This is a genomic window from Catenulispora sp. EB89 (assembly GCF_041261445.1).
GTDB lineage: Bacteria > Actinomycetota > Actinomycetes > Streptomycetales > Catenulisporaceae > Catenulispora.
This window is the reverse complement of sequence record NZ_JBGCCU010000031.1, coordinates 109500-134455: the sequence shown is the minus strand read 5'-3', so window position 1 is coordinate 134455 and position 24956 is coordinate 109500. Positions and strand designations below refer to the sequence as shown.

The following is a 24956-nucleotide window of genomic DNA, read 5'->3' as shown; positions in this document are numbered from 1 at the left end:
CCGCGGCCACATCACCAAATGCGCACCCGGCACCTACACCATCACCACCGAACAAGCCTTGACACCACCACCAAACCCTTAACTCCCCGCTCTTGCGGACCGGTCTGCTTCCGTGAGGCGACGATGCGACGGGGAACCCGGGACATAGGCGACCACAAGCAGTGTCCGGCACCCAACAGCGCGGCCCCCCATCCCCGGAGCGAGGCCGCTCGCCGCGCAGGCGCCGCCGGAGGCCCTGTCTTTGACTGTTGGTGCCCACCACACGCGGCCGCCGCCCGCCCACCTGACGCGTGCGCAGTGACTCGGACTGGTGCGCGGTCGTGTCCAGCAACACCCGCCGGCCGCCAGCGCATCGCCAGGCACACCACCGAACTGCGCCCCCCAGCGAGGTCACCAAACCTTAGGCGAAGCCGTAAAAAGCTCTTAAAAGCCACAACCAAACCGCATCCATCACACCAACCAGCCACCAGCCAAGCCACCCACACCCACACCCAGGTCAGCAGCACCACACTCAGACCCCAACATCTACTAAGCCCCCGACCCCAGCGCCCTCACAGCAGCGGCAAGCGGCTCCCGAAAGTCGGTCGAATACGTCCGGCGAGTCCACTGCACCATCCGCGTCCGCCGTGGCAGGACCGCGTGCATGTCCTTCAGCATCAGGTCGATGTTGCCGATGGAGTGCGGGAGGATCACCGTGCCGCTCGCGTGCTTGCCGCGGGTGCGCGCGGCACGTTCGGCCAGGTCGGCGCGCGCCTGGGCCTCGCGGATGGCCGGCGGCGGGAGCGTCAGGGCTCCGGCGAGGTGAGCCGCGGTCCAGATCGCGCCGACTTCCGCGCTCAGGGAACTGACCAGCGAGGTGTTGTAGCCGGCGAAGGTCAGGTGGGGGACGTGGTGCGGCAGGACGTTGCGGAACAGTTCGAAGTCGCCGCCGGCGGTGCGCACGCTGAGCGACGGGTCGAGGAAGGGCACGCTCTGCTCGAAGCCGGTGGCGGCGACGATCAGGCCGGCGGGCAGTACGGTCCCGTCGTCCAGCACCGCCTGCGGGTCGTCGCCGCCGCGCAGCTCGGCGACGGAGCGGTCGCGGCGGACGGCTATCGTGCCGGCGCGCACCGCGTCGAAGAAGCCTTCGGTGGCCAGGCTGGCGCTGCTGGACGCGATGTCGTCGAAGCGGCCGGGCGGGATCAGGCCGAGCGCGGCCAGGCCCTGCTGCTTGACGGTCGCGCGGCTCAGGACCCGGAACAGCGGTGCGAAACGCTGCGGTTTGGCGAACAGCACCTCGCCGAGGCGGGTGATCGCCACGTCCTCGAAGTGTTTGCCGAGCAGGACTTTCGGGCCCTTCCACAGCAGTCGGCGCGGCACCACGGTGACCGACTCCGCGACCGTCGACAGCGCCGTCGCCGTGTCGCAGGCCGACTTGCCGTAGCCGATCACCACGACGTGCCTGCCCCTGCCGTCGTCGAGGGTGAGCTGCTGGGACGGGGCCTTGACCACGCCGCCGGCCTTGGCGTGCTCCTCCCGTCCCGGCCAGTCGGGGATCGCCGGGCGGGAGAACACGCCGTTGGCGACGACCAGGTGCGCGGCCTCGACGTGCTCCCCGGAGTCCAGGCTCAGGTCCCAGCCGTCGGCGGTGGGCTCGGCCAGGGCGACGCCGGTGCCCAGGCGCAGCTTCGCGCCGAGGTCGAAGCGGTCCACGTAGCCGCGCAGATAGGAGTGCCACTGCTCGGCGCTGGGATAGTCCGGCCACGTGTTCGGTGCGGGATGGTCGGAGAACTCGTAGGTCATCCGCGTGTTCTGCGTGGTCAGGCCCGGGTAGTGACGCCTGGGACTCCAGACGCCCCCGACCTCCGGTTCGGTGTCGAAGGTCGTGACGTCGTGGCCCACGGCCGTGAGCACCTTGGTGGCGGCCAGACCGGCGATCCCGGCCCCGATGACGGCGATCTGCATGCCGAGAGTGTCACAGAAGGCTGATGGTCTGGCCAGGCTGCCGTGCGGCCGAAGATTTTTTGCGCGAGCCTGTAGTAATACCGCGAACCCGTTCGTCATTCCCATGAGACGGGGCGAGAGCCGCCCGGACAGCTGTGAACGGAGCAGTCACATGAGGTACTTGATGCTGGTGTGCGTCGACCCCGCCATGCCGGACGAGGACATTCCCGGAACGCCCGACATCGAGGAGTGGGTGAAGCACAACGACGGCAACGGGACCCGCCTGATCGGCGAGCGGATCCGCCCGGACAGCGACACCACGACCGTGCGCGTCCGCAACGGCGAGGTGCTGCTCACCGACGGGCCGTACGTCGAGACCAAGGACCTGATCGCCGGCTTCGACGTCCTGGAGTGCGCCGACCTGGACGAGGCGGTCGAGGTCGCGTCCCGGCACCCGATGGCCTGGTACGGCGTGATCGAGCTGCGCCCCTTCTGGTCCGACGGCGAATGATCGTGGTGGCTACCGACTGACCCCGGAACGGATACCTACACCTACACCTACAGGAACATGAGGAACAGGCGGGCACGGCGATGACCGACAAGCCGGCGAGCGAGGTCGTCGCCGAGATCTACGCCGACGGGTGGAGCCGGATCGTGGCGACCATGATCCGGTTCACCGGCGGCGACTGGAACCTGGCCGAGGAGTGCGCGCAGGAGGCGTTCGCGCAGGCGCTGCGCAGGTGGCCGGAGGAAGGCGTGCCGCGCCAGCCGCTGGCCTGGCTCACCACCGCCGCCCGCAACCGCGCGATCGACACCCTGCGGCGCGCCTCGACCGAGGCGGCGAAGCTGCGGCAGTGGGCCGCGCAGGAGGCCGAAGTGCCGCAACCGTACACGCGCGACAGCGAGATCCCGGACGAGCGCCTGGAGCTCATGTTCACCTGCTGCCACCCGGCGTTGAACCTCGACGCGCAGGTCGCGCTGACACTGCGCGCCCTGGCCGGGCTGAGCACCGCCGACATCGCGCGCGCCTTCCTGGTCAGCGAGCGCACGATGGGCCAGCGGATCTTCCGGGCCAAGCAGAAGGTGGCGCACGCCGTCATCCCCTTCCGCGTGCCGCCGGCACACCTGCTGCCGGACCGGCTCCCGGCCGTACTGCACGTCCTGTATCTGCTGTTCAACGAGAGCTACAGCGACCAGGAACACAAGGCCCGCCTGAGCACGGAGGCGATCCGGCTGTCGCGCGTCCTGGCCTCGCTGATGCCGGACGAGCCCGAGGCCCAGGGCCTGCTCGCGCTGATGCTGGTCCAGGACGCGCGCCGCTCGGCACGCCTGGACGCCGACGGCGAACTGGTCACGCTGGAACACCAGGACCGCTCCCGGTGGGACCACGACGAGATCGAGGAAGGCACGGCGATCCTGGAGCGCGCACTGCGCCGCCGCCGCGCCGGGCCGTTCCAGATCCAGGCGGCCATCGCGGCCTGCCACGCCACCGCGCCCTCGGTCGCCGAGACCGACTGGCCGCAGATCGTCGGGCTCTACGAGCAGCTCCGGCAGGTACTCCCCAGCCCCCTGGTCGAGCTGAACCGAGCGGTCGCCGTGGCGATGGCTCAGGGCCCTGAGGCAGCGCTGCCCGAGATAGACGCGCTGGCCGAATCCGGCCGCCTCGACGGCTACCACCTGCTGCACGCGACGCGCGCCGACCTGCTGCACCGCCTCGGCCGCGAGGAGGAGGCGCAGGCGAGCCTGCGGACGGCGCTGGAGTTGGCACCGACCGATGCCGAGCGGCGGTTGTTGGAGCGACGGTTGCTGGAACGGCCTTTGCGTTGACGACGGCGCCACCCCGCACTTCCCTGCCGCGGCCGAGCAGCCTGACCAGGTTCCACCGACCTACGACCCGGCCGAATGGACCCCGCTGATCGAGCGCGCGTGCTTCGACCGCCTCGGTCGGCTTCTCAACCGGCTTCCCGGCCCGGTCGAGGACCACTTCGTGCGGCCGGTCAGCACCTGCCCACACCTGAGGGGTGTAACTACATACACCCCACAGACACCAGGTAGGCCCATCGTGCGAGCGCATCGCGCCCCGGAGACTTGAGTCATCGACTTGGGACGTCACACCGGAACAAGCCCTGATCTCGGGGGGAAGCGAGTCATGATGCGTTCACACAACCTCTTCGGCAAGCACATCGCGACGGCCGTCGCGGCGGGGGCGGCGGGTGCGCTGCTGCTGACCGTCGCGTCAGCCGGGGTGGCCGACGCGGCGGAGTCCGGCCCCGGGGGTGCGGCGTTCGGCCGGTACCACCACGACCGGGGCCGGCTGTTGTCGGTCACCGAGGTCGCGGCGCTGACTCCGGCGCAGGTGCAGGCGGCGGTCGTGCCGTTCTTCGGCGACACCAAGCGGGTTCACTACGCGGTCACCGACTACCGGATCACCTACAGCACCATCGACCCGCAGGGCCGGCCGACCACCGCGAGCGGTCTGGTCGTGCTGCCGACCGGAGCCGGGAGCCACCTGAACGTGATCTCCTACGACCACGGCACCAACCCGACGCGTGGCGCCGTCGCGTCGGTCACGGCCGGCGGCGGCGACCGCGAGGCCGTCGAGCTGTTCGGCTCCGCCGGGTACGCCGCCGTCGCGCCGGACTACCTGGGGCTGGGCACCGGGCCCGGCGATCACCCGTACATGAACCTGGCCTCGGAGGTCACGGCTTCGGAGGACATGCTGACCGCGAGCCGCAGCCTGGCCGAGGACCACGACGTGCAGCTCGACTCACGGGTCATGGTCACCGGCTTCTCGCAGGGCGGCGCGGCGGCGATGGGCTTCGCGCACGCGATCCAGGACGGTCAGGCCGGTCGGCACTGGCGGCTCGGGGCGGTCGCGCCGATGAGCGGGCCCTACAACGTGCGCACCGCCGAGATCCCCGCGTTGTTGAGCAACTCGCTCAACCCGGAGAGCGAAGTCCTCTACATCTCGTTCTGGACCGTCTCGATGAACCGGCTCTACCACCTCTACGACAACCCGGCGGAGGTCTTCCAGCAGCCGTACGCCTCGATCGTGGAAGGGCTCTACGACGGCGATCACAGCGAGGAGGACATCCTGTCGGCGCTGCCGAGCAGTCCGACCGCGCTGCTCACGCCGCAGTACATCGCACGCCTCCAGCACCCGACCGGCGCGCTGCTGCACGCGATGGAGCAGAACGACGTGTCCTGCGACTGGCACCCGAACGTCCCGGCGCAGATCTACGCCGCCGACGGGGACGACGGCGTCGCGTTCGCCAACGCCCAGCAGTGCCAGGCACAGCTGGCCGAGCACGGCGACGAGGTCAAGCTGGTGGACGTCGGCCATGTCGACCACAACACGTCCGCGGAGCTGGCCACGCCTCAGGTTCTGGCGCTCTTCGCCGCGCAGGAGCACTGAAAACATCGGAAGTGCGTCGCGGGGTTCCACTCCTGAGCTGCGTGGAACCCCGCGACGGCTGTCTACCTATCGGTTCAGCGTGTCAGCGCCCTTCCAATCCCTTCACGTTGTCGCCGAACGTCCAGCCCAACGAGCCGTCCCAGTTGATCGACCAGGTCATCAGCCCCTTGATCTGCCCGCCGACGCTGTTCCACGCCTGCGACACCAGCGAGGGCGTCATGTACCCGCCGCCGGCGCCGGGCTGCGCGGGCAGCCCCGGGACCTGGTGATCGTACGGAACCTTGACCGTCGTGCCCTGGATGGTGAGTCCGTTGTTCAGGCACTGGGTCTGGACCTGGAAGCCCTGGACCGTGGCCGCCTCGTAGGAGTCGCCCGAGCAGCCGTACATGCTGCCGTTGTAGTACTGCATGTTCAGCCACCACAGCCGGCCGTTGTCCATGTACTTCTTGATGATCGGCAGGTAGGAGCCCCAGATCGAGCCATACGTGACGCTGCCCCCGGTCACGTAGGCGGTCTCCGGAGCCATGGTCAGGCCGAAGTTCGACGGCATCTGCGCCAGCACGCCGTCGATGATGCGCTCGAGGTTCTGCTGCGATGTCGACAGGGTGTTGATACTCCCGCTGCCGACCAGGCCGGTCTCGATGTCGATGTCGATACCGTCGAAGTTGTACTGCTTCAGGATCGGCACGATGGTCGAGACGAACTTGTCGGCCGCCGCGCTCGAGCTGAGGTCGACGCTGGCGGTCGCGCCGCCGATCGACATCAGGATGGTCGCGCCGGCCGCCTTCTCCGCGCAGTAGTCGGCGGGCGAACCGACCTTGACGTTAGTATCCATGCCGTCCTGCCATTCGACGGTGCCGTCGGACAGGATGACCGGGAACGCGGCGTTGATGACGTTGTAGCCGTGCTGCTGGATGCGCGGGTCGTTGATCGGGATCCAGCCCAGGCCCGGGTGCACGCCGTTGAGCGCGCCGTCCCAGTTCTCCCAGTAGCCCTGGATCACCTTCCCGGCCGGGCGCGACTTCACCGGGCACGTGCTGCCGCCCGGCGCGGAGGAGCTGCTGCTGGTCGGCGGGGTGCTGGTGGGAGTCGTGCTCGTGGGCGGCGTGCTGGACGGGGTGGTCGGCGGCGTGCTCGACGTCGGGACCGTGGTCGGCGAGGTGGAGGGAGTCGTCGGCGGCGGGCCGGCGGGGCCGGTCAGCGCGAGGTCGTCGGCGGTGTAGGCGGGTTCGGCGTACCAGCCGTGGATGTAGACCTGGACAGAGGTCTGCGACGCGCTGGTGGTGAACGACACCGACAGCTGCTGCCAGCTGGTCGCCGAGGGCGTCCAGGTGGAGGTGCCGCTGGTCACGCCTATGTAGACGTACGAGCCTTCAACGTACCCTGAGAAGGTGTACGCCGTGCTCGGCTGGACCGAGACGGTCTGCGTGCACTGCGCGGTGTCGGAGCCCGAGGGCGTGCCGGCCAGCGCGTGGCTTCCGGAGTGCACCGGGGACGACACGACGGCGGCCGTCCCGGCGTCGCAGGTCCAACCGGTCAGGTCCCCGGTCTCGAACCCGGGGTTGGTCAGCAGGTTGCCGGACGCCGCGGCGGCGGCAGCCTGCGTGGACGGCGCGGCGGTGGCGCTCGTGGCGAAGGCCGCCGCGGCGCCGGCGAGGGCGAGCGCGCCGACTGCGGCGCCGGCGGAAGTGAGGAGCTGTCTCCGGCGAGAACTGAGATTCCTGAGCATCAAACGTCCTCCAGGCAGCACAAAATGGCGAGTTGGCGGATGCCGGCTGCTCCGGAGCTGCGGCTAGGACGCAGATTGGACTAGACCTGTCGGGCTGTCAAGGAGTCTGGGTTGACCGGTTTCGGCGGGATCGCAGAATTCATCGCGAAAGGGGCGATACGGTGCCGCCGATGTCGAGGTCGCCGGTGATCGCCGGCGTCGCTGCGTCGGCGGGGAGCGCGGCCGTGTGGTCGGGTGCTGCGATGGTCGACGTGCCGACTTGCAGCGACGTGACGTGGCGCGATCCGGCGATCAGCAGGTACTGCCGGCCCTGCGGCGAGCGCCAGCGGACGTCCGCGACGATGTGCTGGGAGAAGCGACTGCAGGAGCGCCCTCGCTTTCCGACCCGGTGGGCTCGGACGGCCCGGTCCCCGGCGGCAGGAACGCGGTCGCGGTCGAGCCGGTGCCGTCCCAGCGGTCGGCACGCGTGCAGACCCACGTGGCAGTGCCCTGCGACTGCGGGAGCGGCTGGAGGGCGAACTCCCAGGTGTTGATCTGCTTCGTGTCCTGATTCCGCAGCGCGGGCAGGCCGCAGGCCAGGCGGGACAGTGCGACCAAGGCGTCGGAGCCGGTGGCCTCGCGCGGGGACTGCGCGGCGTGCGACGGCGGCGGCGTGAAGGTGAGATGCGCGGCGGTGATGCCGCCGAGATCGGTGAGCAGGAACGCGTGGTGTTCGGCGACCAGCGGCGAGGAGCGCAGCTGGAGCGCCGGCCAGGAGGCGCAGCCGGTGGCCGGGGGCCGCGCGACGTCCGCGGTGACGCCGTTCGCGACGTCGACCGACCGGGCCAGGACGTCGGGCTGCCGGAAGTCGCGGGTGGTGACCTCGACGACCCACGGGGCGATGAGCCAGCGGTCGCCGGCAGCGGTCGAGCGCAGCAGGACGGCCCCGGCGGAGGTGACGTCGGAGTCGTCGGCGCGGGTGAGCTCCAGGCGGACCGGGTCGTCGGCCGTCGGTTGGTCGGGGCGGGTGTAGCGGGCCAGCCGGGTGGCGTCGGCGAGCAGGACGACGGTCGCGCCGTCGAGGCGGCCGTTCCACAGCGCGCGCACCGGGGCGACCGGGGCCTCGGCGGTGGTGCCGGGCCCGGGCTTCGCCACGCCGGGATCGGCACCGGTCCAGGCGGCGAGCGCCTGGCCGACAGCGGCGGCGTCGGCCCCGGCACCGCTGCGGTCCGGCCAGGCGCCGAAGTCGAGGCGGGCGGTGTGGAGCCACAGGTCGGCGGGGGCGGCGGTGAGGGTGACGGGGCCTTCGGGGGTGGGGACGGTGCCGGTCACGGGCGCGGCTTTGTTCTGGTCTCCGCCGCCTCCGTCACTCCCGCCGCTCCCGGATCCGCCACTGCCGACGACGCTCGCCGCCAGCCCGACCCCGACCACCACGACGCCGCAGGTCAGCAGTGCCGCCAGCCGGATCCGGCGCCGACGCTGCGGCAGATCGACCGGTCCGGTACGCAGCGTGCAGGGATCGAACTCCCCGGAGAGCGCCACCTCGGCCGGGTAGATCAGGGCCATGCGCTGCCCGGCCGCGACACCGACCCGGCAGTTGTCGGCGCCGGCCGCGTTCAGCACCGCCTCGGCCTGCCGTGAGTCGAGCCCTTCGAGCGTGATGAGGACGTAGGCGGCACGGGCGACGGGGTCGGCGTCACGCAGCGCCGACGCCAACCGCAACTCCTCGGCCCCGCCGCCGACCGGGAACAGCCGCAACCCCCAGACCCGCGGCCGCAGCACCAGCGCGAGGAACCCGGGCCAACGGCGTCGCGGCGCCCACAACACTTCGCGCAGGACGGCCAGCCGCAGCGCCGAGTACGCAGCATCACTCGCCCCGACCGCGGTCCCGTCGATGCGTGGCGCGCGCCTGCGCGGATACGGGATCGACAGCCGCGCGGCACCGAAGGCCCGCAGCCCGGGCACCATCCCGGCGCGCGGAAGCGTGTTCTGCACAATGCCATGCGCGGTCAGCGCCCGATGATGCCGCTCCCCATCCCCCGGCAACGCCAGGTACGCCATCCGCACGAGCCGCGGATAGTGCAACACCATCGCCGACTCCAACGCAGCGTCCGATTCGGGCCCACCCCGCGCCCCGGAGGGGTCCACGTGGCCGGAGATGACATCGGTCCGCATATGGACGGCTTTCTACTCGGTTCACCACGACAAAGGAGGATTGTTCCGACGTGGAGAACGAGCACGGCGCGACCGGGTCACTACCGGCGGGGCGGCACTTCAGACTAGTCACACACTTTGATCACGCTTGCGGGCGCGCGGATTTAGCGGATTCGCCTGGGCCTCAGCCGGCACCTGGCAGTCGGCGATTTGCGGGCAGCACTCATCGCCGCGCCGCGCCACCAGGCCCCGACCAGGCCCCGACCAGCCTCGCCGCGCGGTTTTCCCGCAGGCCGGACGCTCTGCCCGCACCACCGCGCGAGCACCGCCCCCGCAGCCGCGTCGCGTGCCCCAGCCGCCCGAACTTCCCCACCGAGTCAAGAATGTCCGGACTATACCCCGGCTATTGCCAGAACTCTGCGACTCGCCCACACTGTTGGTCCGCTGCGGTGGAAACCGCGGCACCCGCGGTGCCGCCCGCAGCGGCGGGACAGACCTTCGCGGATTTCAGCCTCCTACGCAAGGGGTATCTGCATGATCACACCAAATCAAAGTCCTGGGCTGCGCGCCCGGCTGTTGACCCTCGTCGCGGCCGTGGCCGCCGTCGGGTTCGGCGTCGTGGCGCCCGGTAGCGCCGCCGCCGTGGCCCGGCCGGCGGCGACGCCCGCGTCCGCGCCCGTCGCCATCCACTCCGGGTGGTTCGGGCTGTGGGCCGGCGGCTACGCCGGGCCGAACCACTGCCTCGACAGCAACGCCTCGGGCGGCGCCTACACGCTTCCGTGCCAGGTCCCGGGCAACAAGTACCAGGACTGGAACTGGACCGAGTGGCAGGCCTACTCGCCCTACTCCGGCTACTACTACTTCTACTCGCTCCAGAACCAGGCGACCGGCCGCTGCCTCGACAGCAACGCCGCCGGCCAGGTCTACACCACCAACCCGTGCCAGGCCCCGGGCAACGCCTACCAGGACTGGTCGTCGCCCGGATTCACCAGCGGCTGGACGACGTTCGACGACGTGGCGACCGGCCGCCTGCTCTACGTCGACACGGACGGGAGCCTGTTCACGGCCGGTGCCGGCGGTGACAACGACAGCTGGATGCCGATCCAGAAGCCGGTTTAACCAGGCACCTTCGGCCGAGTCCGGAGCAGGGCCCCGCGACCCACGTCGCGGGGCCCTGCTGCGTGTGCGCAGCTGCCTCGCCCCGCCCGACTTGGACCAGTTCGGCAGCCGATGCCTGGCTTCCAGTTCTCCCCGTGTCACTTGCTGAACCATTCAGCCTCTGCCGATCACCGCAACGCCGAGCGCACCCTGGCAACGAAGTCGAACCCGATCAAGGCCCAGAGAGCGATCGACCATGCAGCCCAGACTTCTGACTCGCGCCATGAGCGCTTCCGCGCTGGTGGCGGCCGTGTTGATGACGACCACCGCCCTCGCACCCCAGCGCGCGGCCTCGGCCACGGCCACGGCCAAAACCGCGTCCGCAGCGTCGAGCACCGCCACCGCCACCGCCACCAAAGGCACAGTCGGCTGGAACACCTACCGCCAACTGGATCAGCTCCCTGACCTGACCGACGCCGTCAGCACCCGCCAGTTCTCCAGCTTCGACCGCCAGCAGGGCAACAACGACCACAACAACGTCCTCGGCACGCTCCCCGACGGCAGCAAACTCCTCGCCGCGCACGACGGCCCCGGCGAGGTCGACGCGATCTGGATGACCGGCGGCGTCGCGGCGGCCGGCAAGCTCCGCATCGTGCTGGACGGCCAGACCGTGCTGGACCAGTCGGCCGCGGACATCTTCAACGGCACCAACGTGCCCGCCGCCTTCACCTTCCCGCTCGTCAGCAACGACACCCAGAGCTCCGGCGGCTTCTCTATCGAAGTACCCATGCCGTTCACGACGTCGATGCAGATCAGCACCGACGGCGACCCCGGTTTCTACCACGTCGGCTACCGCACCTTCCCCGACGCGTCCGGCGTCAGCACGTTCAACCCGAACGCGTCGGCCTCGGACGTGATCACCACCTTGCAGCAGGCCGGCGCCTCCGACCCGAAAGCCCCGATCACCGGCGCGACCACGACCGGCGGCTCCTTCCAGGTGATGCCGAGCCAGTCCACAACCATCGCCAGCGGAACCGGCAGCGGCCAGATCACGGCCCTGAGCCTGCAGATCCCGCACCTCTCGCACCCCACCACCACCCCGATCACCGACGACGGACGGGCCTTCGGCTCCGGCGGCTCCAGCAAGTTCACGGTGTCGCTGAACCCTGCGAACACCGGCATCCGCATCACTCGCCGCTTCGACCCGCACGTGGGGAATCAGAAGGCGAACCTGACGGTGAACGGCACCGCCGCCGGCCAGTGGTCCAACGGCGCCGCCACCGCGAGCCCCGGCCAGTGGGCCGACCAGACCCTGGGCGTCCCGGCCGCCGCGACCGCCGGCAAGTCCAGCGCGACGGTCCAGAACACCTTCGTCAGCTCCGACCAGGACTTCAACGAGTTCGAATACTCGGTCCAGCAGCAGGTCGGCGGCGTGTGGCAGAGCGCTGACACCGTCGACGTCGGCCCCGAGCACCAGGCCACCGAGGCGGCGCACGCGTACCAGATCACGAACCAGACCTGGTCCGGCACGCAGATGTACAGCTATCCGCTCCCGGGCTCGGTCACGGACACCGGCGACGCCTTCGGCACCGGCCAGTCCTCGACGTTCACCGTGGCGATCGACCCGGCCAACAACGGCGTCCGGCTCACCCGCCGGCTCGACCCGAACATCGCCTCCCAGGTCGCGGCGGTGACCGTGGACAAGACCCCGGTCGGCGACTGGACCGCCAACCCGCAGGAGCCGAACGGCTCCTGGCTCGACGAGTCCCTGGAGATCCCGGCCTCGGTGACGGCCGGCAAGAGCAGCATCACCGTGACCAACACCTTCGTGTCCTCCGCCAAGGACTTCAACGAGTTCTCCTACTGGGTCGACAGCCACATGCCCACCGGCATGGAGCGCACCGACGAGTTCAGCGTCGGGAACACCGCCGCGGCGAAGGCCCACGCCTACAGCGTCAGCGGCACCCCCACCTTCAGCGGCAGCCGGACGAACAGCTACCCGAACCAGGACCAGGCGCTCGCCTCGGCCCGCATCCGGATCAGCTTCGACGGCGTCCAGACCGTCGACGCCCCGCTCGGCGAGTTCTTCGGCTCGAACACGGACACCGCGACCAGGACCCTGATGAGCGCGATCGACCCGCGCCCCGGCGGCGCGCTGACCTCGTGGTGGCCGATGCCCTACGGCAGCAGCTACTCGATCAGCATCGACAACGCCTCGTCGCAGCCGCTGACGTACGGCGACTACTCGCTGACGACCGCGGCCGACCCGCACTGGGCCACCGACCTGGCCGACGGCACCGTAGGGTACTTCCACGCCACCGCGAACAGCGGCGCGACCACGCCGGGCCGGGACTGGACGTTCCTGAACACCACCGGCCACGGCAAGGTCGTCGGCGTCGTCGCGGCCATGAACGGCCCGACCAGCCGCGTGACGCTGGAGGGCAACGAGCGCGCCTACACCGACGGGTCACAGTCCCCTGAGATCAACGGCACCGGCACCGAGGACTACTTCCAGGGCGGCTGGTACTTCAAGTACGGCCCCTTCACCGACCCCGTCACCGGCGAGAGCGGCGACGAGGCCAACGGCGCCGGCGACTGCCCGAGCGGGGTGGACTGCACCGCCGCCTACCGGCTGCTGCTCAACGAGGCCATCCCGTTCGGTTCGAAGATCGACTACGGCATCGAGCACGGCGGCCACGACGACGTCCAGTCCGACTACACGACCACGGCCCTGTGGTACGGCACCACGACGGCCGCCGAGGCGCAGACCGACAGCATCGCGCTGGGCAACGCCGCCAGCGAGAGCGCGCACGGCTACGTCACCGGCGGCAGCACCGGCGCCTCGGCCGACGCCGTCACCTCCGACTACGAAGGCAACGACGGCACACCGGCCCCGGTCTCGCAGTGTGTTGACAACAGCGCCGCGGCGACGGCCTTCACCCTCGCGGTGAACGGCGCCAACCAGGGCGTCGTCCTGCAGCGGACCAGCGACCAGGACGCCTCCGGGCAGACCGCGGACGTCAGCGTCGACGGCACGGCCGTGGGCACCTGGCTCGAACCGCTGGGCAACCAGTACCACCAGTGGCTCGACGACGGATTCACGCTCCCGGCCTCGGCGACCGCGGGCAAGACCGCCATCACGGTCTCGATCACGCCGCACGCCGGATCGCCGTGGTCGGCCGCCGGATACCGGGCCGTATCGATCCTTCCCGACGGGGCATCCGGCACGACGTCCGCGAAACCAGCAGGTGCCAGACCCGCCAGGCCCCTGACACCGACACAGGCTCCTGCGAAACCTCCGGCCAAGACCGCCGCGTCCTCGGCCGCAACCGCGACCACCGTAACCGGCCAGATCGCCGTTTTCCCCGGCGGCAACGGATCCCCGGCGATCGCCAAGCACCAGGACGGCCGCGTCGAGGTCTTCGCGGTCAACGCCGCTGGCGCGGTGAACAGCACCGTCGAGACGAAGCCCGAAGCGCCGTGGAGCCCCTGGTGCGGCTACGCGCTGCCCAAGACCACGACCCAGGTCGTGTCGGCGACGCACCTGTCCGGCCGGATGGAGGACTTCGCCGTCACCACCTCCGGCGGCATCCTGAACAACTTCGAGGCCACTCCGAACGGCCTGTGGAGCGGCTGGAACGGCTTCGGGCCACCGGTCAGCGCCACCGATCCGATCACCGTGACGTCGATCCAGGTGGCCCGGCACGACGACGGCCGGCTCGAAGTCTTCGCGGTCATGTCGGACGGCTCCATCATGAACAAGTTCGAGACCTCCCCGGACAGCACCTGGTCCGCCTGGAGCAGCTTCGCTCCGCCCAAGACCGCGGTGAACGCGACGGTCGCCATGCACCAGAACGGCCGCCTCGAAGTGTTCGCGGTCAGCAGCACCGGCGGCGTACAGAACAAGTACGAGACCGCGGCGGACCAGGCCTGGTCCGGCTGGAACGGCTTCGGACCGGCCGGGACGGTCGCCGAAGTCCGCGCCGGCAACCACGCCGACGGCCGGCTGGAGGTGTTCGCGGTCATGTCCGACGGCTCGATCAAGAACATCTTCGAGAAGGTCACGAACGGCACCTGGTCGGACTGGAACGACTACGCGTCCGCCGGGACGGCCGGCACGGCCCTCACTGTCGCGCAGAACGCCGACGGCAGCCTGGTCGTCCTCGCGGTGAACGCCTCCGGCGCCCTGCAGGACGACGCCGAAAGCGGGCCGAACGGCACCTGGAACGGCTTCGCCGCCTTCGGCCCGAGCAGCGGGACGGTCACCGAAGTCGGCGCCGCGACCCACCACGACGGACGTCTCGAAGTCCTCGCCGTCATGTCCGACGGCTCGATCCAGAACCGCTACGAACAAAGCGCGAACGGCGCCTGGTCCACGACCTGGAACGGCTTCGCGCCCGCGGCCACCGGCTGAGAGGCACTCCCATGATCAACACAGACCTCTGGTAATCGACGCTGGAAGGAACCACCCCATGGATCAGAACCCCGACCACACCGGACTGACCCGACGCAGGCTGCTGGCCAGGACCGGCACCCTCGCGACCCTCGCCGTGTCCGGCGTCCGCCTGGCCGACAGCGCCTCGGCGGCGACCGGGGCCACCGGAGCCGCTGGAGCGACCGCGGCCGGCACGGTCGGCACGGCCGGCACGACCACCGCGGCCACCGGTGCCGGCACAGCCAGCGCGGCGGCCGTTCCCCCGGTCGTGGCCTACGGCCTGGACTACGCCTGGGCCCCGCACCCGAGCACCAGCGCGATGCTCAGCGCCGGCTACACCTTCGCCATCCGCTACCTCAGCAACGACCCCACCAAGAACCTGACCCTCGCCGAGGCCCAGGCGCTGAACGCGGCCGGCATCCCAGTGGTCTGCAACTGGGAGGCGGCGACGACCGCCGCGCTGAACGGCTACAACCAGGGCGTCTCCGACGCCACCTCGGCGCAGCAGCAGGCCGCCGCGTGCGGGATGCCGCCGGACCGGCCGATCTACTTCAGCCTCGACTGGGACGTGCAGTCCGGCGACATGACCGCGGTCAACGCCTACTTCGACGGCGTCGCCTCGGTCATCGGCGCCGCCCGCGCCGGCGCCTACTCCAGCTACGACGCCCTGGGCTGGCTGCTGGGCTCCGGCCGGATCCAGTGGGCCTGGCAGTCGGAGTCGACCTCCTACTCCGGCGGCCGCAACGCCAGCCCCTACCCCGGCATCCAGCTGTGGCAGACCGGCGAGTTCACCTTCGACGGCGCGGACTGCGACAAGAACGAGGCTTTCACCGCCGACTTCGGCCAGTGGCCCGTGCGCTACGACCAGGGCAGCGGCGGCCTGCTGGCGACCGGCGTGCACAAGGACGGCCGGATCGAGGTGTTCGCGGTGACGCCCGGCGGCGCCGGGATCCAGAACCGCTACGAGACCGCCCCGGATCAGGCGTGGTCCGGCTGGAACGCCTTCGGGCCGGACACCTCCGGGACGAAGCCGAAGGTCGTCTCGGTGGCGGCCGGACGCCATCTCGGCGGCCGCGTCGAGGTGTTCGCCGTGATGAGCGACGGCTCCATCCTGAACAAGTACGAGCAGTCCCCCGGCGGCAACTGGTCCGGCTGGAACGGCTTCGCGAACGGCGGAACCGCCGCCTCGGCGAGCGTCGGCGCCCACCAGGACGGCCGGCTGGAGATCTTCGCCGTCACGCCGGGCGGCAGCCTGCTGAACATGTACGAGACCGTTCCCGACGGCCCCTGGGCCAGCACCTGGAGCGGCTTCGGTCCGACCGGCACCACCCTGAAAGTGGAATCCGTGACCGCCGCGCGCCACGCCCACGGCCGGCTGGAGGTCTTCGTCGTGATGAGCGACGGCTCGATGCAGAACAAGTACGAGCAGAGCCCCGACGGCACCTGGTCGCCCTGGAACGGCTACGCCGACAAGGCCACGTCGGTGATCGGCAGCGGATATCCGGGTACTGACTCCTCCGGCGTCCACCTGGACGGCCGCATGGAAGTCTTCGCGGTCACGTCGAACGGCGGTCTGGCGAACAAGTTCGAGGGCTCCCCGGACGGTACGTGGTCGGGTTGGAACGGCTTCGGACCGACCGACATCGCGCCCCAGACCGTCGTCGCCTCGGCCGTCAGCCAGCACAAGTCCGGCCGGCTGGAGGTCTTCGCGGTGATCAGCGACGGCTCCATCAAGAACAGGTACGAGCAGAGCCCGAACGGCAGCTGGTCCAGCTGGAACGGCTTCGCGAACGCCGGAACCGTCAAGGCCTGACACCCCGCCTGACACCCCGAATCCCGGAGAACCGCATGAAAGCCATCCCCGCACGCCACCGTGCCACCGCACTCGCGGTGTGCGCCCTGGCCGGCGCGTCCTTTCTGCCCGCCGCGTCGGCGGCGAGCAGCACCTCGCCGACGGCATCGGCGGCCGCGGCCACCACCTTCACCGGAACCTGGGCCACCTCGCAGCCCAGCACCGTGGCCAACAACCCGGCCTGGCAGAACCAGACCCTGCGGATGGTCGCCCGCACCTCCCTCGGCGGCGACCAGATCCGCGTGGACCTCTCGGACGCCGGAATGGCCGGCGCCGCGACGTTCGGCCACGTCACCGTCGGCGTCCAACAGAACGGCGGCACCACCACGGCGACGCCGGTCACCGTCACCTTCAACGGCGGCTCGCGCAGCGTGACCGTGCCGGCCGGCGGCAAGGTCGCCTCCGACCCGGTCGCGATGCCGGTGACGCCCGGGACGCGGCTGCTCGTCTCGATCTACGTGCCGTCCAGCGCGCCGATCAGCACGGCACCGTCCAACACCTACGCGCTCCAGACCGAGTACAACGCCAACGGCGTCGACGCCAGCGGCGACCAGTTCTTCCCGACGACCAACACCTTCGGCTTCACGACGTTCCTGGCCGGCGTCGACGTGGACTCCGCCGCGAAGTCGACCGTCGTGGCGATCGGCGACAGCATCACCGCGGCGATGGGCACCCCGGGCAACAGCGACACCGCCTGGACCGACTACCTCGCCGCCCGGACCGGGCAGGTCGGGCTCGGCATGGTGAACGTCGGCGAGACCGGGGACCAGGTCATCGCCGACCAGCCGGGCAACCCGTCGGTGACGACGCGCTGGACGCGCGACGTGCTGGACATCCCGGGTGCCAGGACCGTCATCGAAGAAGGCGGTATCAATGATCTGCGAGCCGGGGTCACGGCAGCCCAGCTGGAAGCCGCCCAGATCAAGCTGGCGGCCTCCGCGCACAACGCCGGGCTCAAGTTCCTGCTGACCACGCTCACTCCGTGCGGCGGCGTCGGCGGAACCGGGACAGAGTCCTGCAACAGTGCGTTCGAGACGCAGCGGCTGGCCTATAACTCCTGGGTCCGCGGCGGCGCCGGCGGCATCGCCGACGGCTACAGCGATTTCGACGCGGCCCTCGGCGGCTACTCCAACAACGGCGTCGGGATCCTCAACTCCACCTACGACTCCGGCGACCACATCCACCCGAACATCCAGGGCAACGCCGTCATGGCCGACCTGGTGCCAGTCGGGAAACTCTGAGCCGCCTCCCCTGAATTCACGAGCTTTTCCAGTAGGAGAACAAGAATGCGCACTTCCCAACGCGGTTTCGCACTCAGCGCCGCAGCCGTCCTGGCCACCCTGGCCGGCGGAGTCGTGGCGGCCGCCCCGGCGCACGCCGACACCGCGATCACCTGCGCCGACCAGTCCACCCCGGACGGCGAGATCTCCGGCTGCATGGCCGCGACACGCGCCATGTCATGGGTGAACGCCAACAACGGCAACGGTGTCATCTACGACCAGGGCGCGACCTTCAACAGCCCCGACGGCGTGCCGTACCGCACCGACTGCTCCGGCTTCGTGTCGATGGCGCTGCACCTGACGCCGACCGGCCTGAGCGCCTTCGTCACCGGCGACATGTACGAGGCCAACGGCTTCCAGGACGTCGCGAAGGACAGCCTGCAGCAGGGCGACATCCTGGACAATCCCAGCGCCGGGGACGCCGGGCACGTGGTGATGTTCGACCACTGGACCGACAGCACGCACACCTCGTACTGGGGCTTCGAGCAGCACGGGCCGTCCGGCAGCTACGGCACGTCGTACCACGTGATCCCATACCCGTACTTCTCCGGTTCCGGCACGTACTACCCGCAGCACTACACCGGGCTCACCCCGTATTCGCAGGGCACCGGCGGCCGGATCGCCTCGGGCGTGCACCAGGACGGCCGGGTCGAGGTGTTCGCGGTGACGCCCGCCGGCGGGATCGAGAACCGGTACGAGACCACGGCGGACGGCAGCTGGTCGAACTGGAGCGGCTTCGGCCCGTCGGGGACCAGCCTGTCCGTGGTCTCGGTGGCGACCGCACGGCACCTGGACGGCCGGCTGGAGGTGTTCGCCGTGATGAGCGACGGCTCCATCTTGAACAAGTACGAGCAGACCGCCGACGGCAGCTGGTCCGGCTGGAACAGCTTCGCCAACGCCAAGACGGCCAAGTCGATCACCGTCGGCGTGCACCAGGACGGCCGGCTGGAAGTGTTCGCGGTGACGCCCAGCGGGGGCATCCAGAACAACTACGAGACCGCCCCGGACAAGGCCTGGGCCGGCTGGAGCGGCTTCGGGCCGACCATCTCGGGCACCGGCCCGACCGTGGACTCGGTGACCACCGGCCAGCACCACGACGGACGGCTGGAAGTGTTCGCCGTGATGAGCGACGGCTCGATGCAGAACAAGTACGAGGGTGCTCCCGACGGCTCGTGGTCGGCCTGGAACGGCTACGCCCCGGCGAAGACCGCGAAGGGCACCGGGTCTCCGGGCACTGATTCGGCCGGCGTCCACCTGGACGGCCGCATGGAGGTGTTCGCGGTGACCCCCGGAGGTGGGATCCAGAACAAGTACGAGACCGCCCCGGACCAGGCCTGGACCGGCTGGAACGACTTCGGCCCGAGCGGCGTGGCCACGGCCACGACGGTGACCCGGCACCAGGACGGCCGGCTGGAGGTGTTCGCGGTGATGAGCGACGGCTCGATCCAGAACAAGTACGAGAGCAGCCCGGGCGGCAGCTGGTCGCCCTGGAACAGCTATGCGTCGGCGAAGACCGTCCAGCCGTAGGACTCGACCATTATGAGATTCAGAATCAGAAGTCTGACGGCGGCCGTGGTATCCGTCGCCGTCGGCGTCGCGCTGGCCGCCGGTCTTAGCGCGGGCACCTCTCAGGCCGCGGGCGTCACGCGCGCCGCCGTTCCGCAGGCCTCCAGCCCGGCGGCGGCCTCCGGTGTCAAAGTGCTGATGGCGGGCTACAACTCCGGCACCGGCCTGATCGGCACCGACGGCTGGTGGACGTCGGCCGTGGCGCTGAGCACCGTGCTGACGTACCAGCAGACCACCAACGACACGTCCTACAGCTACGCCATCTCCGGGGCCTTCAATGCGAACAAGGGCTCGAACTTCGAGAACTCCTACCTGGACGACACCGGTTGGTGGGGCCTGGCGTGGCTCCAGGCGTACGACGTCACCGGCAACATCCAGTACCTGCAGATGGCCGAGACCGACGCCGGGTACATCCACAACTACTGGGACTCCACCTGCGGCGGCGGGATCTGGTGGAGCACCGCGAAGACCTACAAGAACGCCATCCCGAACGAGCTGTTCCTGGACCTGACCGCCACGCTGCACAACCGGCTGCCCGGCGACACCACGTACCTGGGGTGGGCGAACTCCGAGTGGAACTGGTTCAACGGCAGCGGCATGATCAACAGCTCGCACCTGATCAACGACGGGCTGAACGGCTCCTGCCAGAACAACGCCGGGACCGTCTGGTCCTACAACCAGGGCGTGATCCTGGCCGGGCTGGCCGAGCTGTCCCGCGCCGACGACAACAGCGGGCTGCTGACCACCGGCGAGACGCTGGCCAACGCCTCGACGGCGCACCTCGCGCCGAACGGGGTCCTCGTCGAGCCCTGCGAGCCGAGCTGCGGGGCGGACGGCCCGTCGTTCAAGGGCATCTACGTCAGGGGCCTGCGGACACTGGCGACCGCGGCCGGGACCACGGCGTACGACGGCTTCCTGCAGGCGCAGGCGAACTCGATCGTCGCGCACGACACGAACGGCGCCGGGCAGCTCGGTCTGAGCTGGGCCGGGCCGTTCCAGGACGCCACCTCCGGGACCCAGGCCAGCGCCGAGGCCGCGCTGGTCGTCGCGCTCGGCGGCGTGCCGTCGGTCGGGCCGCCGTACCAGCAGGGCAGCGGCGGCCGGATCGCCGCGGGCGTGCACGCCGACTACCGGGTCGAGGTGTTCGCGGTCACGCCCGGCGGCGCCGGGATCGAGAACCGGTACGAGACCGCTCCGGACCAGGGGTGGTCCGGGTGGAGCGAGTTCGGGCCGGACACGTCCGGGACGAAGCCGAAGGTGGTCGCGGTGGCGACCGGACGGCATCTGAGCGGACGGCTGGAAGTGTTCGCCGTGATGAGCGACGGCTCGATCCTGAACAAGTACGAGCAGAGCCCCGACGGCGCCTGGTCCCCCTGGAACGGCTTCGCGCCCGGCGGCACGGCTTCGGCGCTGACCGTCGGCGTGCACCAGGACGGCCGGCTGGAGCTGTTCGCCGTCACCGGCGGCGGGATCAAGAACTGCTACGAGACCGCCCCGGACCAGAGCTGGTCGACCTGGAACAGCTTCGGGCCGGACACGTCGGGCACCAACCCGACCGTCGACGCCGTCACCACCGGACAGCACTCGGACGGCCGGCTGGAAGTGTTCGCCGTGATGAGCGACGGCTCAATGAAGAACATCTACGAGAGCTCGCCGGGCGGGAAGTGGTCGCCGTGGAACGACTACGCGTCGAAGGGCACCGCCGACAACACCGGGTTGCCGGACACTGATTCGGCGGGCGTCCACCTCGACGGCCGCATGGAGGTGTTCACGGTGCCGTCCGGCGGCGGGCTGCAGAACCGCTTCGAGACCAGTCCGAGCGGGCCCTGGACGTCCACCTGGAGCGGGTTCGGGCCGGCCGGGACCGGAAAGGTCACCGTCGTGGGTTCGACCGTCGCCCGGCACCAGGACGGCCGCGTGGAGGTGTTCGCGCTGATGAGCGACGGATCGATCATGAACCGGTTCGAGAAGACCGCCGGCGGCGAGTGGTCGGCGTGGAGTTCCTGGGCTTCGCCGGGGACAGCCGTGTCATAGTGGTCGAAGCAATGCCCTGAGATATCGGGTCGGGCTCGGGAGACCGGGCCCGGCCCTTTTCCGTGATCGCCATCGCCTACCCTGGATGCTTCGGTTCAGGATGAGGGGCGGTGACGCGAGTGGTCGACCACGCGGCGGCCTTGGCCCGGCTGCTCAGACTCCTGGAATCCGCGCGCCCCGCCGACGCCCGAGCGGTCGTGTCCGCGCTGCCCGCGGCCGACCTCGCCGCGGCCGTCGAGGCCGCACAGGGCCGGATCAGCCTGGCGATCCGCGAGTACATCCTCGACGAGGGCCCGCCGGCCGCGCTGATCGCGCTGTCCCGGCAAGCGCTCCTCGGCCGGGTCGAGGAGCCGTACGATGTCGCGGACCGCGTTCTGCTGCGGTTCGATCCGGCCGCCGACGCGGCGTTCTTCGAGCCGGCTCCCATCGGATACCTGGTGCGTAAGGCTCGCACGACAATCCTCCGCGACCGTAAGGGGCCTGACGGTCGAGCGGTCATCCCGCCGTCGGTGAAGCAGTCCCTGCTCGACTCCGTCGCCGCCTCGGCGCCCGACAGGGTTCTGCTGGACGACTTGGCCGGGGCCGACGATCCGGATCTGGTGCTGGCGGTGCTGCCGTACGCCGACCAACTCGCCGCGCGGGAAGCCGCGCGCGCCATCATCACCTTGGACGCGTACGGCCTGCGGGCCGAAGCGAAGCGGCATCGCCGGCTGTGGGCCGGCCGGGGCCGCGCTTTCACCGTGCTCGGGCACCGCCGTTTCGGGTCCGTCACGGCGAACCACTCGCGCGAGACCGCGTTCGGCCGCACCCCGAACGCCCATTTGGTGAATCCGCTGTCCCTGGACCAGTACCGCGCGCTCGTCGAGGAGTCCCAGAGCCCGCGCGACCCGACCTACGCTCAGATGCGTGCCATGGCCCGGGCGTCGCTGCGTGCCGGAACCCTGTCTCCCGCCGAGGTGCTGGAGCACACCCGCCCGGCCGCCGCCGTCGTCTCGCTGGCCGTCTGCGAGGACGACGAGGACGTACGGCCCGGGGAGAGACGTGCCGCGGACGATATGCGGGCTCTGATAGCACAGACCGCCAACGCACACCTCGGCGACGACGTGAAGCGCTGGGCGCACGCGGTCACGTGGGTGAACGCCTACGGCGGCACGCTGCCGGAACTGCTGGCCGGCCCGATCGCCGACCGCGACCGCCGATTCGCCGACGACCACGGCTCCCGGATCACCGAACTCGACGCGCGCAACATGCTGCTCGCGTCGGCACCGCACGACATCGCAACCCGCGCGCTGGTCACGAAGAACATGAAACGCACCATCAACGCTCTGGCGGCCCAAGTCCCGCTGTGCCGCGCGCTGGTGGAGCACATCGTCACCCGCGGCACGGTCCCGCAGCGCGAGGCGCTGGCCGCCAACGAGACGGCGCCCGACTCGGTGCTGCACCGGCTGCTGGACAAGGCGCAGTTCACGAACATCCCGTTCGCGATCATGGATCGTGACGAGGTCGGCCCGGAAGTCCGGTCACGTGCGCTCACCACGGCACCGCGCGGCCAGAAACTGCGCGAGTGGATGGTCGAGAACGCGGGCTACAACACCCGCGAAATCCTCGCCGCGCTCCGCGGCATGGCGGACGATCCCGCGTGGTGGCTCAGCCTGCTGCGCGACATCATCGAAGAGGTCGACGAACCGGAGGAGACCGCCACCTACGCCCTGCTCGCCGACATCGTCGGCGTGGAGGCGGTGTGGGCGCTCGACCTGCACCGCTCAGGCACCCTCGAATACATGGAGCCGTACGTCCGCGAGTCCATGGCCACCGGCGACGCCGAGCCGATCTTCGCGGCGGCGCGCGCCACCCCGATCCCCGACGAGGCGCCGGAGCCCGACGACACTCGATGGCCACGCACCGACGAAGCCCTGGACCACCCCCTGAACCGGCCGCTGGAGAACCTGGTCCGCAGCCGCCTCGACGGCCACGTCGAGCGCTGGCTGGAGCTGGCCGGCCGGCTCGCGGCGCGGCCGGAGGCGTCGGACGCGGAGCTGATCGGGGAGTTCGCTCCGACGGCCGACACCGGCGGAGACCAGTCGGCTCACAGCCCCGGATAGCCCGGGAACGTGCACGACGGCACGCTCCCTGTCGCCGGTGGCCAGGACGGGAGCCGCCTTACCAGCACCGACGCAGATGGCACCGGCCTGGACGCCGCCGCCACCGCCACCGCCACCGCCACCGCCACCGCCACCGGCGAGGCTCGGGGCCGCCGAAACCGGTGTGCCGAGCAGGTAGGTGGTCGCGGTCGCCAGCACGACGGCCGGGCCCAGGGACCAGATCCCGATGGCGCGGATTCGGCGTGCGGTTCGTGGGGACACGCCGTCAGGTCCTTCCTTCTCCCACTCCCGGGTGATGAGCGCTGGTCGCAGCCATGCGACCGCCGACGTACCGGCGGTCCGGGTCGTCGGGGGCCAGTGCCGCGTGCTCGGCGAGGATCTGTTCGGCGAAGACCTCGGCGTCGTCCTGCGGCCGGTAGCCGAGGGCACGCGCCGGCTCCAGGTCCCACCACGCACGCGTGTTCGCGGAGATGCCGTACAGCAGTGCGAAGCCGAACGACGGGGCGCGCAGCAGCGCGTCCATGAGCCGCACCGAATCGTTCGGGCTCAGCCACGTGCCCAGGCCCCGCTCCCCCGGCGGCCGGTCGAAGCAGCTCCCGATCCGCACCGCCGCGACGTCCATGCCGTAGCGATCCGAGTAGAACGAGCCCAGTGCCTCGCCGAAGGCCTTCGTGACGCCGTACAGCGAATCAGGGCGCGCTCTCGCCGAGGCGGTGAGCAGCGATCCGCTCCCGTGGAAGCCGACGGCGTGGTTGCTGCTGGCGTAGATGACGCGTCGCACGCCGGCTCGCCGTGCCGCTTCGAAGACCTGATACGTCCCGTCCAGGTTCGCGGGCAGCAGATCCTCGAACGGAGCCTCGGTCGGGATGCCCGCCAGGTGCACGACGGCCTCGATGCCGGCCATGGCTCTCGCCAGCGCCTTCGGGTCGAGGATGTCGCCGACCACCCAGGACAGGGTGTCGGGCGCGTGCGCGTGCTGGTGCTTGCGCTTGGGCGCGAGCTCGGACCGGGGCGGACCGACCAGGTCCAGGCATCGCAGGCGCCAGCCCAGCGGCGGCAGGCCGGACCGCAGGTAGCCGCCGATCCGACCGGCCGCGCCGGTCACCAGGACCGGGCCCGGGCCCCGGGGGCTCACTGCGGCACTCCGTCGATCACCACGCCGGTCAGCACGTCGGTCAGCACGTGGCGCACCACGTCGGTCAGCAGCAGCGGTCGGGCCTTGAGCCGATGGCCGACTCGCAGGTCGGTGGTGGTCATCGTCAGATCCCCGGCACAGACCTCGCGCACGGCATCGCCCTGCCTCTTCCAGGCCCACCAGTTCGCTGCCCAGGCCTGGCCGTCGACCGCGGCCAGGCGCAGCACGTCACGGCGACTGGTGTGCTCGTTCAT

The 24956-nt window shown here is 70.5% G+C and carries 15 protein-coding genes; 10 read left to right on the top strand and 5 right to left on the bottom strand.

Annotated features, from left to right (window positions below; all coding sequences use genetic code 11):
- Positions 1–528 precede the first annotated feature (528 nt).
- On the bottom strand, positions 529–1944 hold the full coding sequence (locus ABH920_RS42830; RefSeq protein WP_370355058.1) for a flavin-containing monooxygenase: 1416 nt from the start codon (positions 1942–1944) through the stop codon (positions 529–531).
- A 151-nt stretch (positions 1945–2095) separates the two neighbouring features.
- On the opposite strand from ABH920_RS42830, the gene ABH920_RS42825 reads away from it, so the two are divergent.
- The 3 genes from ABH920_RS42825 (at position 2096) to ABH920_RS42815 (ending at position 5338) form a co-directional block, all read left to right on the top strand.
- Complete coding sequence (locus tag ABH920_RS42825) at positions 2096–2434, top strand: YciI family protein (RefSeq protein WP_370355057.1); 339 nt, start codon at positions 2096–2098, stop codon at positions 2432–2434.
- Positions 2435–2514: 80 nt separating this feature from the next.
- On the top strand, positions 2515–3750 hold the full coding sequence (locus tag ABH920_RS42820) for an RNA polymerase sigma factor (protein WP_370355056.1): 1236 nt from the start codon (positions 2515–2517) through the stop codon (positions 3748–3750).
- Between the two features lie 322 nt (positions 3751–4072).
- On the top strand, positions 4073–5338 hold the full coding sequence (locus ABH920_RS42815; protein WP_370355055.1) for an alpha/beta hydrolase family protein: 1266 nt from the start codon (positions 4073–4075) through the stop codon (positions 5336–5338).
- 82 nt (positions 5339–5420) lie between these two features.
- On the opposite strand, the gene ABH920_RS42810 is transcribed toward ABH920_RS42815, so the two are convergent.
- Together ABH920_RS42810 and ABH920_RS42805 are read right to left on the bottom strand one after the other, a co-directional pair.
- On the bottom strand, positions 5421–7067 hold the full coding sequence (locus ABH920_RS42810) for a glycosyl hydrolase family 18 protein (protein WP_370355054.1): 1647 nt from the start codon (positions 7065–7067) through the stop codon (positions 5421–5423).
- A 291-nt stretch (positions 7068–7358) separates the two neighbouring features.
- Positions 7359–9221, bottom strand: a complete 1863-nt coding sequence (locus ABH920_RS42805) for a hypothetical protein (RefSeq protein ID WP_370355053.1) — start codon at positions 9219–9221, stop codon at positions 7359–7361.
- A gap of 513 nt (positions 9222–9734) precedes the next feature.
- On the opposite strand from ABH920_RS42805, the gene ABH920_RS42800 reads away from it, so the two are divergent.
- The 7 genes from ABH920_RS42800 to ABH920_RS42770 all read left to right on the top strand — a co-directional run bounded on the left by ABH920_RS42800 (position 9735) and on the right by ABH920_RS42770 (position 23567).
- The gene (locus tag ABH920_RS42800; protein ID WP_370355052.1) at positions 9735–10319 is read left to right on the top strand and encodes a hypothetical protein; all 585 of its coding nucleotides are present in this window, start codon (positions 9735–9737) and stop codon (positions 10317–10319) included.
- 262 nt (positions 10320–10581) lie between these two features.
- Positions 10582–14712: a DUF2961 domain-containing protein gene (locus tag ABH920_RS42795; RefSeq protein WP_370355051.1), complete on the top strand. Its 4131-nt coding sequence runs from the start codon at positions 10582–10584 to the stop codon at positions 14710–14712.
- A gap of 58 nt (positions 14713–14770) precedes the next feature.
- On the top strand, positions 14771–16546 hold the full coding sequence (locus tag ABH920_RS42790) for a glycoside hydrolase domain-containing protein (RefSeq protein ID WP_370355050.1): 1776 nt from the start codon (positions 14771–14773) through the stop codon (positions 16544–16546).
- A gap of 35 nt (positions 16547–16581) precedes the next feature.
- On the top strand, positions 16582–17826 hold the full coding sequence (locus tag ABH920_RS42785) for a GDSL-type esterase/lipase family protein (RefSeq protein ID WP_370355049.1): 1245 nt from the start codon (positions 16582–16584) through the stop codon (positions 17824–17826).
- A gap of 45 nt (positions 17827–17871) precedes the next feature.
- The gene (locus tag ABH920_RS42780; RefSeq protein ID WP_370355048.1) at positions 17872–19392 is read left to right on the top strand and encodes a hypothetical protein; all 1521 of its coding nucleotides are present in this window, start codon (positions 17872–17874) and stop codon (positions 19390–19392) included.
- Between the two features lie 12 nt (positions 19393–19404).
- Positions 19405–21465, top strand: a complete 2061-nt coding sequence (locus ABH920_RS42775; RefSeq protein WP_370355047.1) for a glycoside hydrolase family 76 protein — start codon at positions 19405–19407, stop codon at positions 21463–21465.
- Positions 21466–21575: 110 nt separating this feature from the next.
- Positions 21576–23567 carry a hypothetical protein gene (locus ABH920_RS42770; RefSeq protein WP_370355046.1) on the top strand — a complete coding sequence of 664 codons (1992 nt, stop codon included), beginning with the start codon at positions 21576–21578 and terminating at the stop codon, positions 23565–23567.
- Positions 23568–23832: 265 nt separating this feature from the next.
- On the opposite strand, the gene ABH920_RS42765 is transcribed toward ABH920_RS42770, so the two are convergent.
- The gene (locus tag ABH920_RS42765; protein WP_370355045.1) at positions 23833–24702 is read right to left on the bottom strand and encodes an NAD-dependent epimerase/dehydratase family protein; all 870 of its coding nucleotides are present in this window, start codon (positions 24700–24702) and stop codon (positions 23833–23835) included.
- Complete coding sequence (locus ABH920_RS42760) at positions 24699–24956, bottom strand: hypothetical protein (protein WP_370355044.1); 258 nt, start codon at positions 24954–24956, stop codon at positions 24699–24701. Before ABH920_RS42760 ends, ABH920_RS42765 begins: the two co-directional genes overlap by 4 nt.

Excerpts from the sequence above, each read along its gene's own strand:
- ABH920_RS42830 (WP_370355058.1), bottom strand. The coding sequence starts at position 1,944 with ATGCAGATCGCCGTCATCGGGGCCGGGATCGCCGGTCTGGCCGCCACC.
- ABH920_RS42825 (WP_370355057.1), top strand. The coding sequence starts at position 2,096 with ATGAGGTACTTGATGCTGGTGTGCGTCGACCCCGCCATGCCGGACGAG.
- ABH920_RS42820 (WP_370355056.1), top strand. The coding sequence starts at position 2,515 with ATGACCGACAAGCCGGCGAGCGAGGTCGTCGCCGAGATCTACGCCGAC.
- ABH920_RS42815 (WP_370355055.1), top strand. The coding sequence starts at position 4,073 with ATGATGCGTTCACACAACCTCTTCGGCAAGCACATCGCGACGGCCGTC.
- ABH920_RS42810 (WP_370355054.1), bottom strand. The coding sequence starts at position 7,067 with ATGCTCAGGAATCTCAGTTCTCGCCGGAGACAGCTCCTCACTTCCGCC.
- ABH920_RS42805 (WP_370355053.1), bottom strand. The coding sequence starts at position 9,221 with ATGCGGACCGATGTCATCTCCGGCCACGTGGACCCCTCCGGGGCGCGG.
- ABH920_RS42800 (WP_370355052.1), top strand. The coding sequence starts at position 9,735 with ATGATCACACCAAATCAAAGTCCTGGGCTGCGCGCCCGGCTGTTGACC.
- ABH920_RS42795 (WP_370355051.1), top strand. The coding sequence starts at position 10,582 with ATGAGCGCTTCCGCGCTGGTGGCGGCCGTGTTGATGACGACCACCGCC.
- ABH920_RS42790 (WP_370355050.1), top strand. The coding sequence starts at position 14,771 with ATGGATCAGAACCCCGACCACACCGGACTGACCCGACGCAGGCTGCTG.
- ABH920_RS42785 (WP_370355049.1), top strand. The coding sequence starts at position 16,582 with ATGAAAGCCATCCCCGCACGCCACCGTGCCACCGCACTCGCGGTGTGC.
- ABH920_RS42780 (WP_370355048.1), top strand. The coding sequence starts at position 17,872 with ATGCGCACTTCCCAACGCGGTTTCGCACTCAGCGCCGCAGCCGTCCTG.
- ABH920_RS42775 (WP_370355047.1), top strand. The coding sequence starts at position 19,405 with ATGAGATTCAGAATCAGAAGTCTGACGGCGGCCGTGGTATCCGTCGCC.
- ABH920_RS42760 (WP_370355044.1), bottom strand. The coding sequence starts at position 24,956 with ATGAACGAGCACACCAGTCGCCGTGACGTGCTGCGCCTGGCCGCGGTC.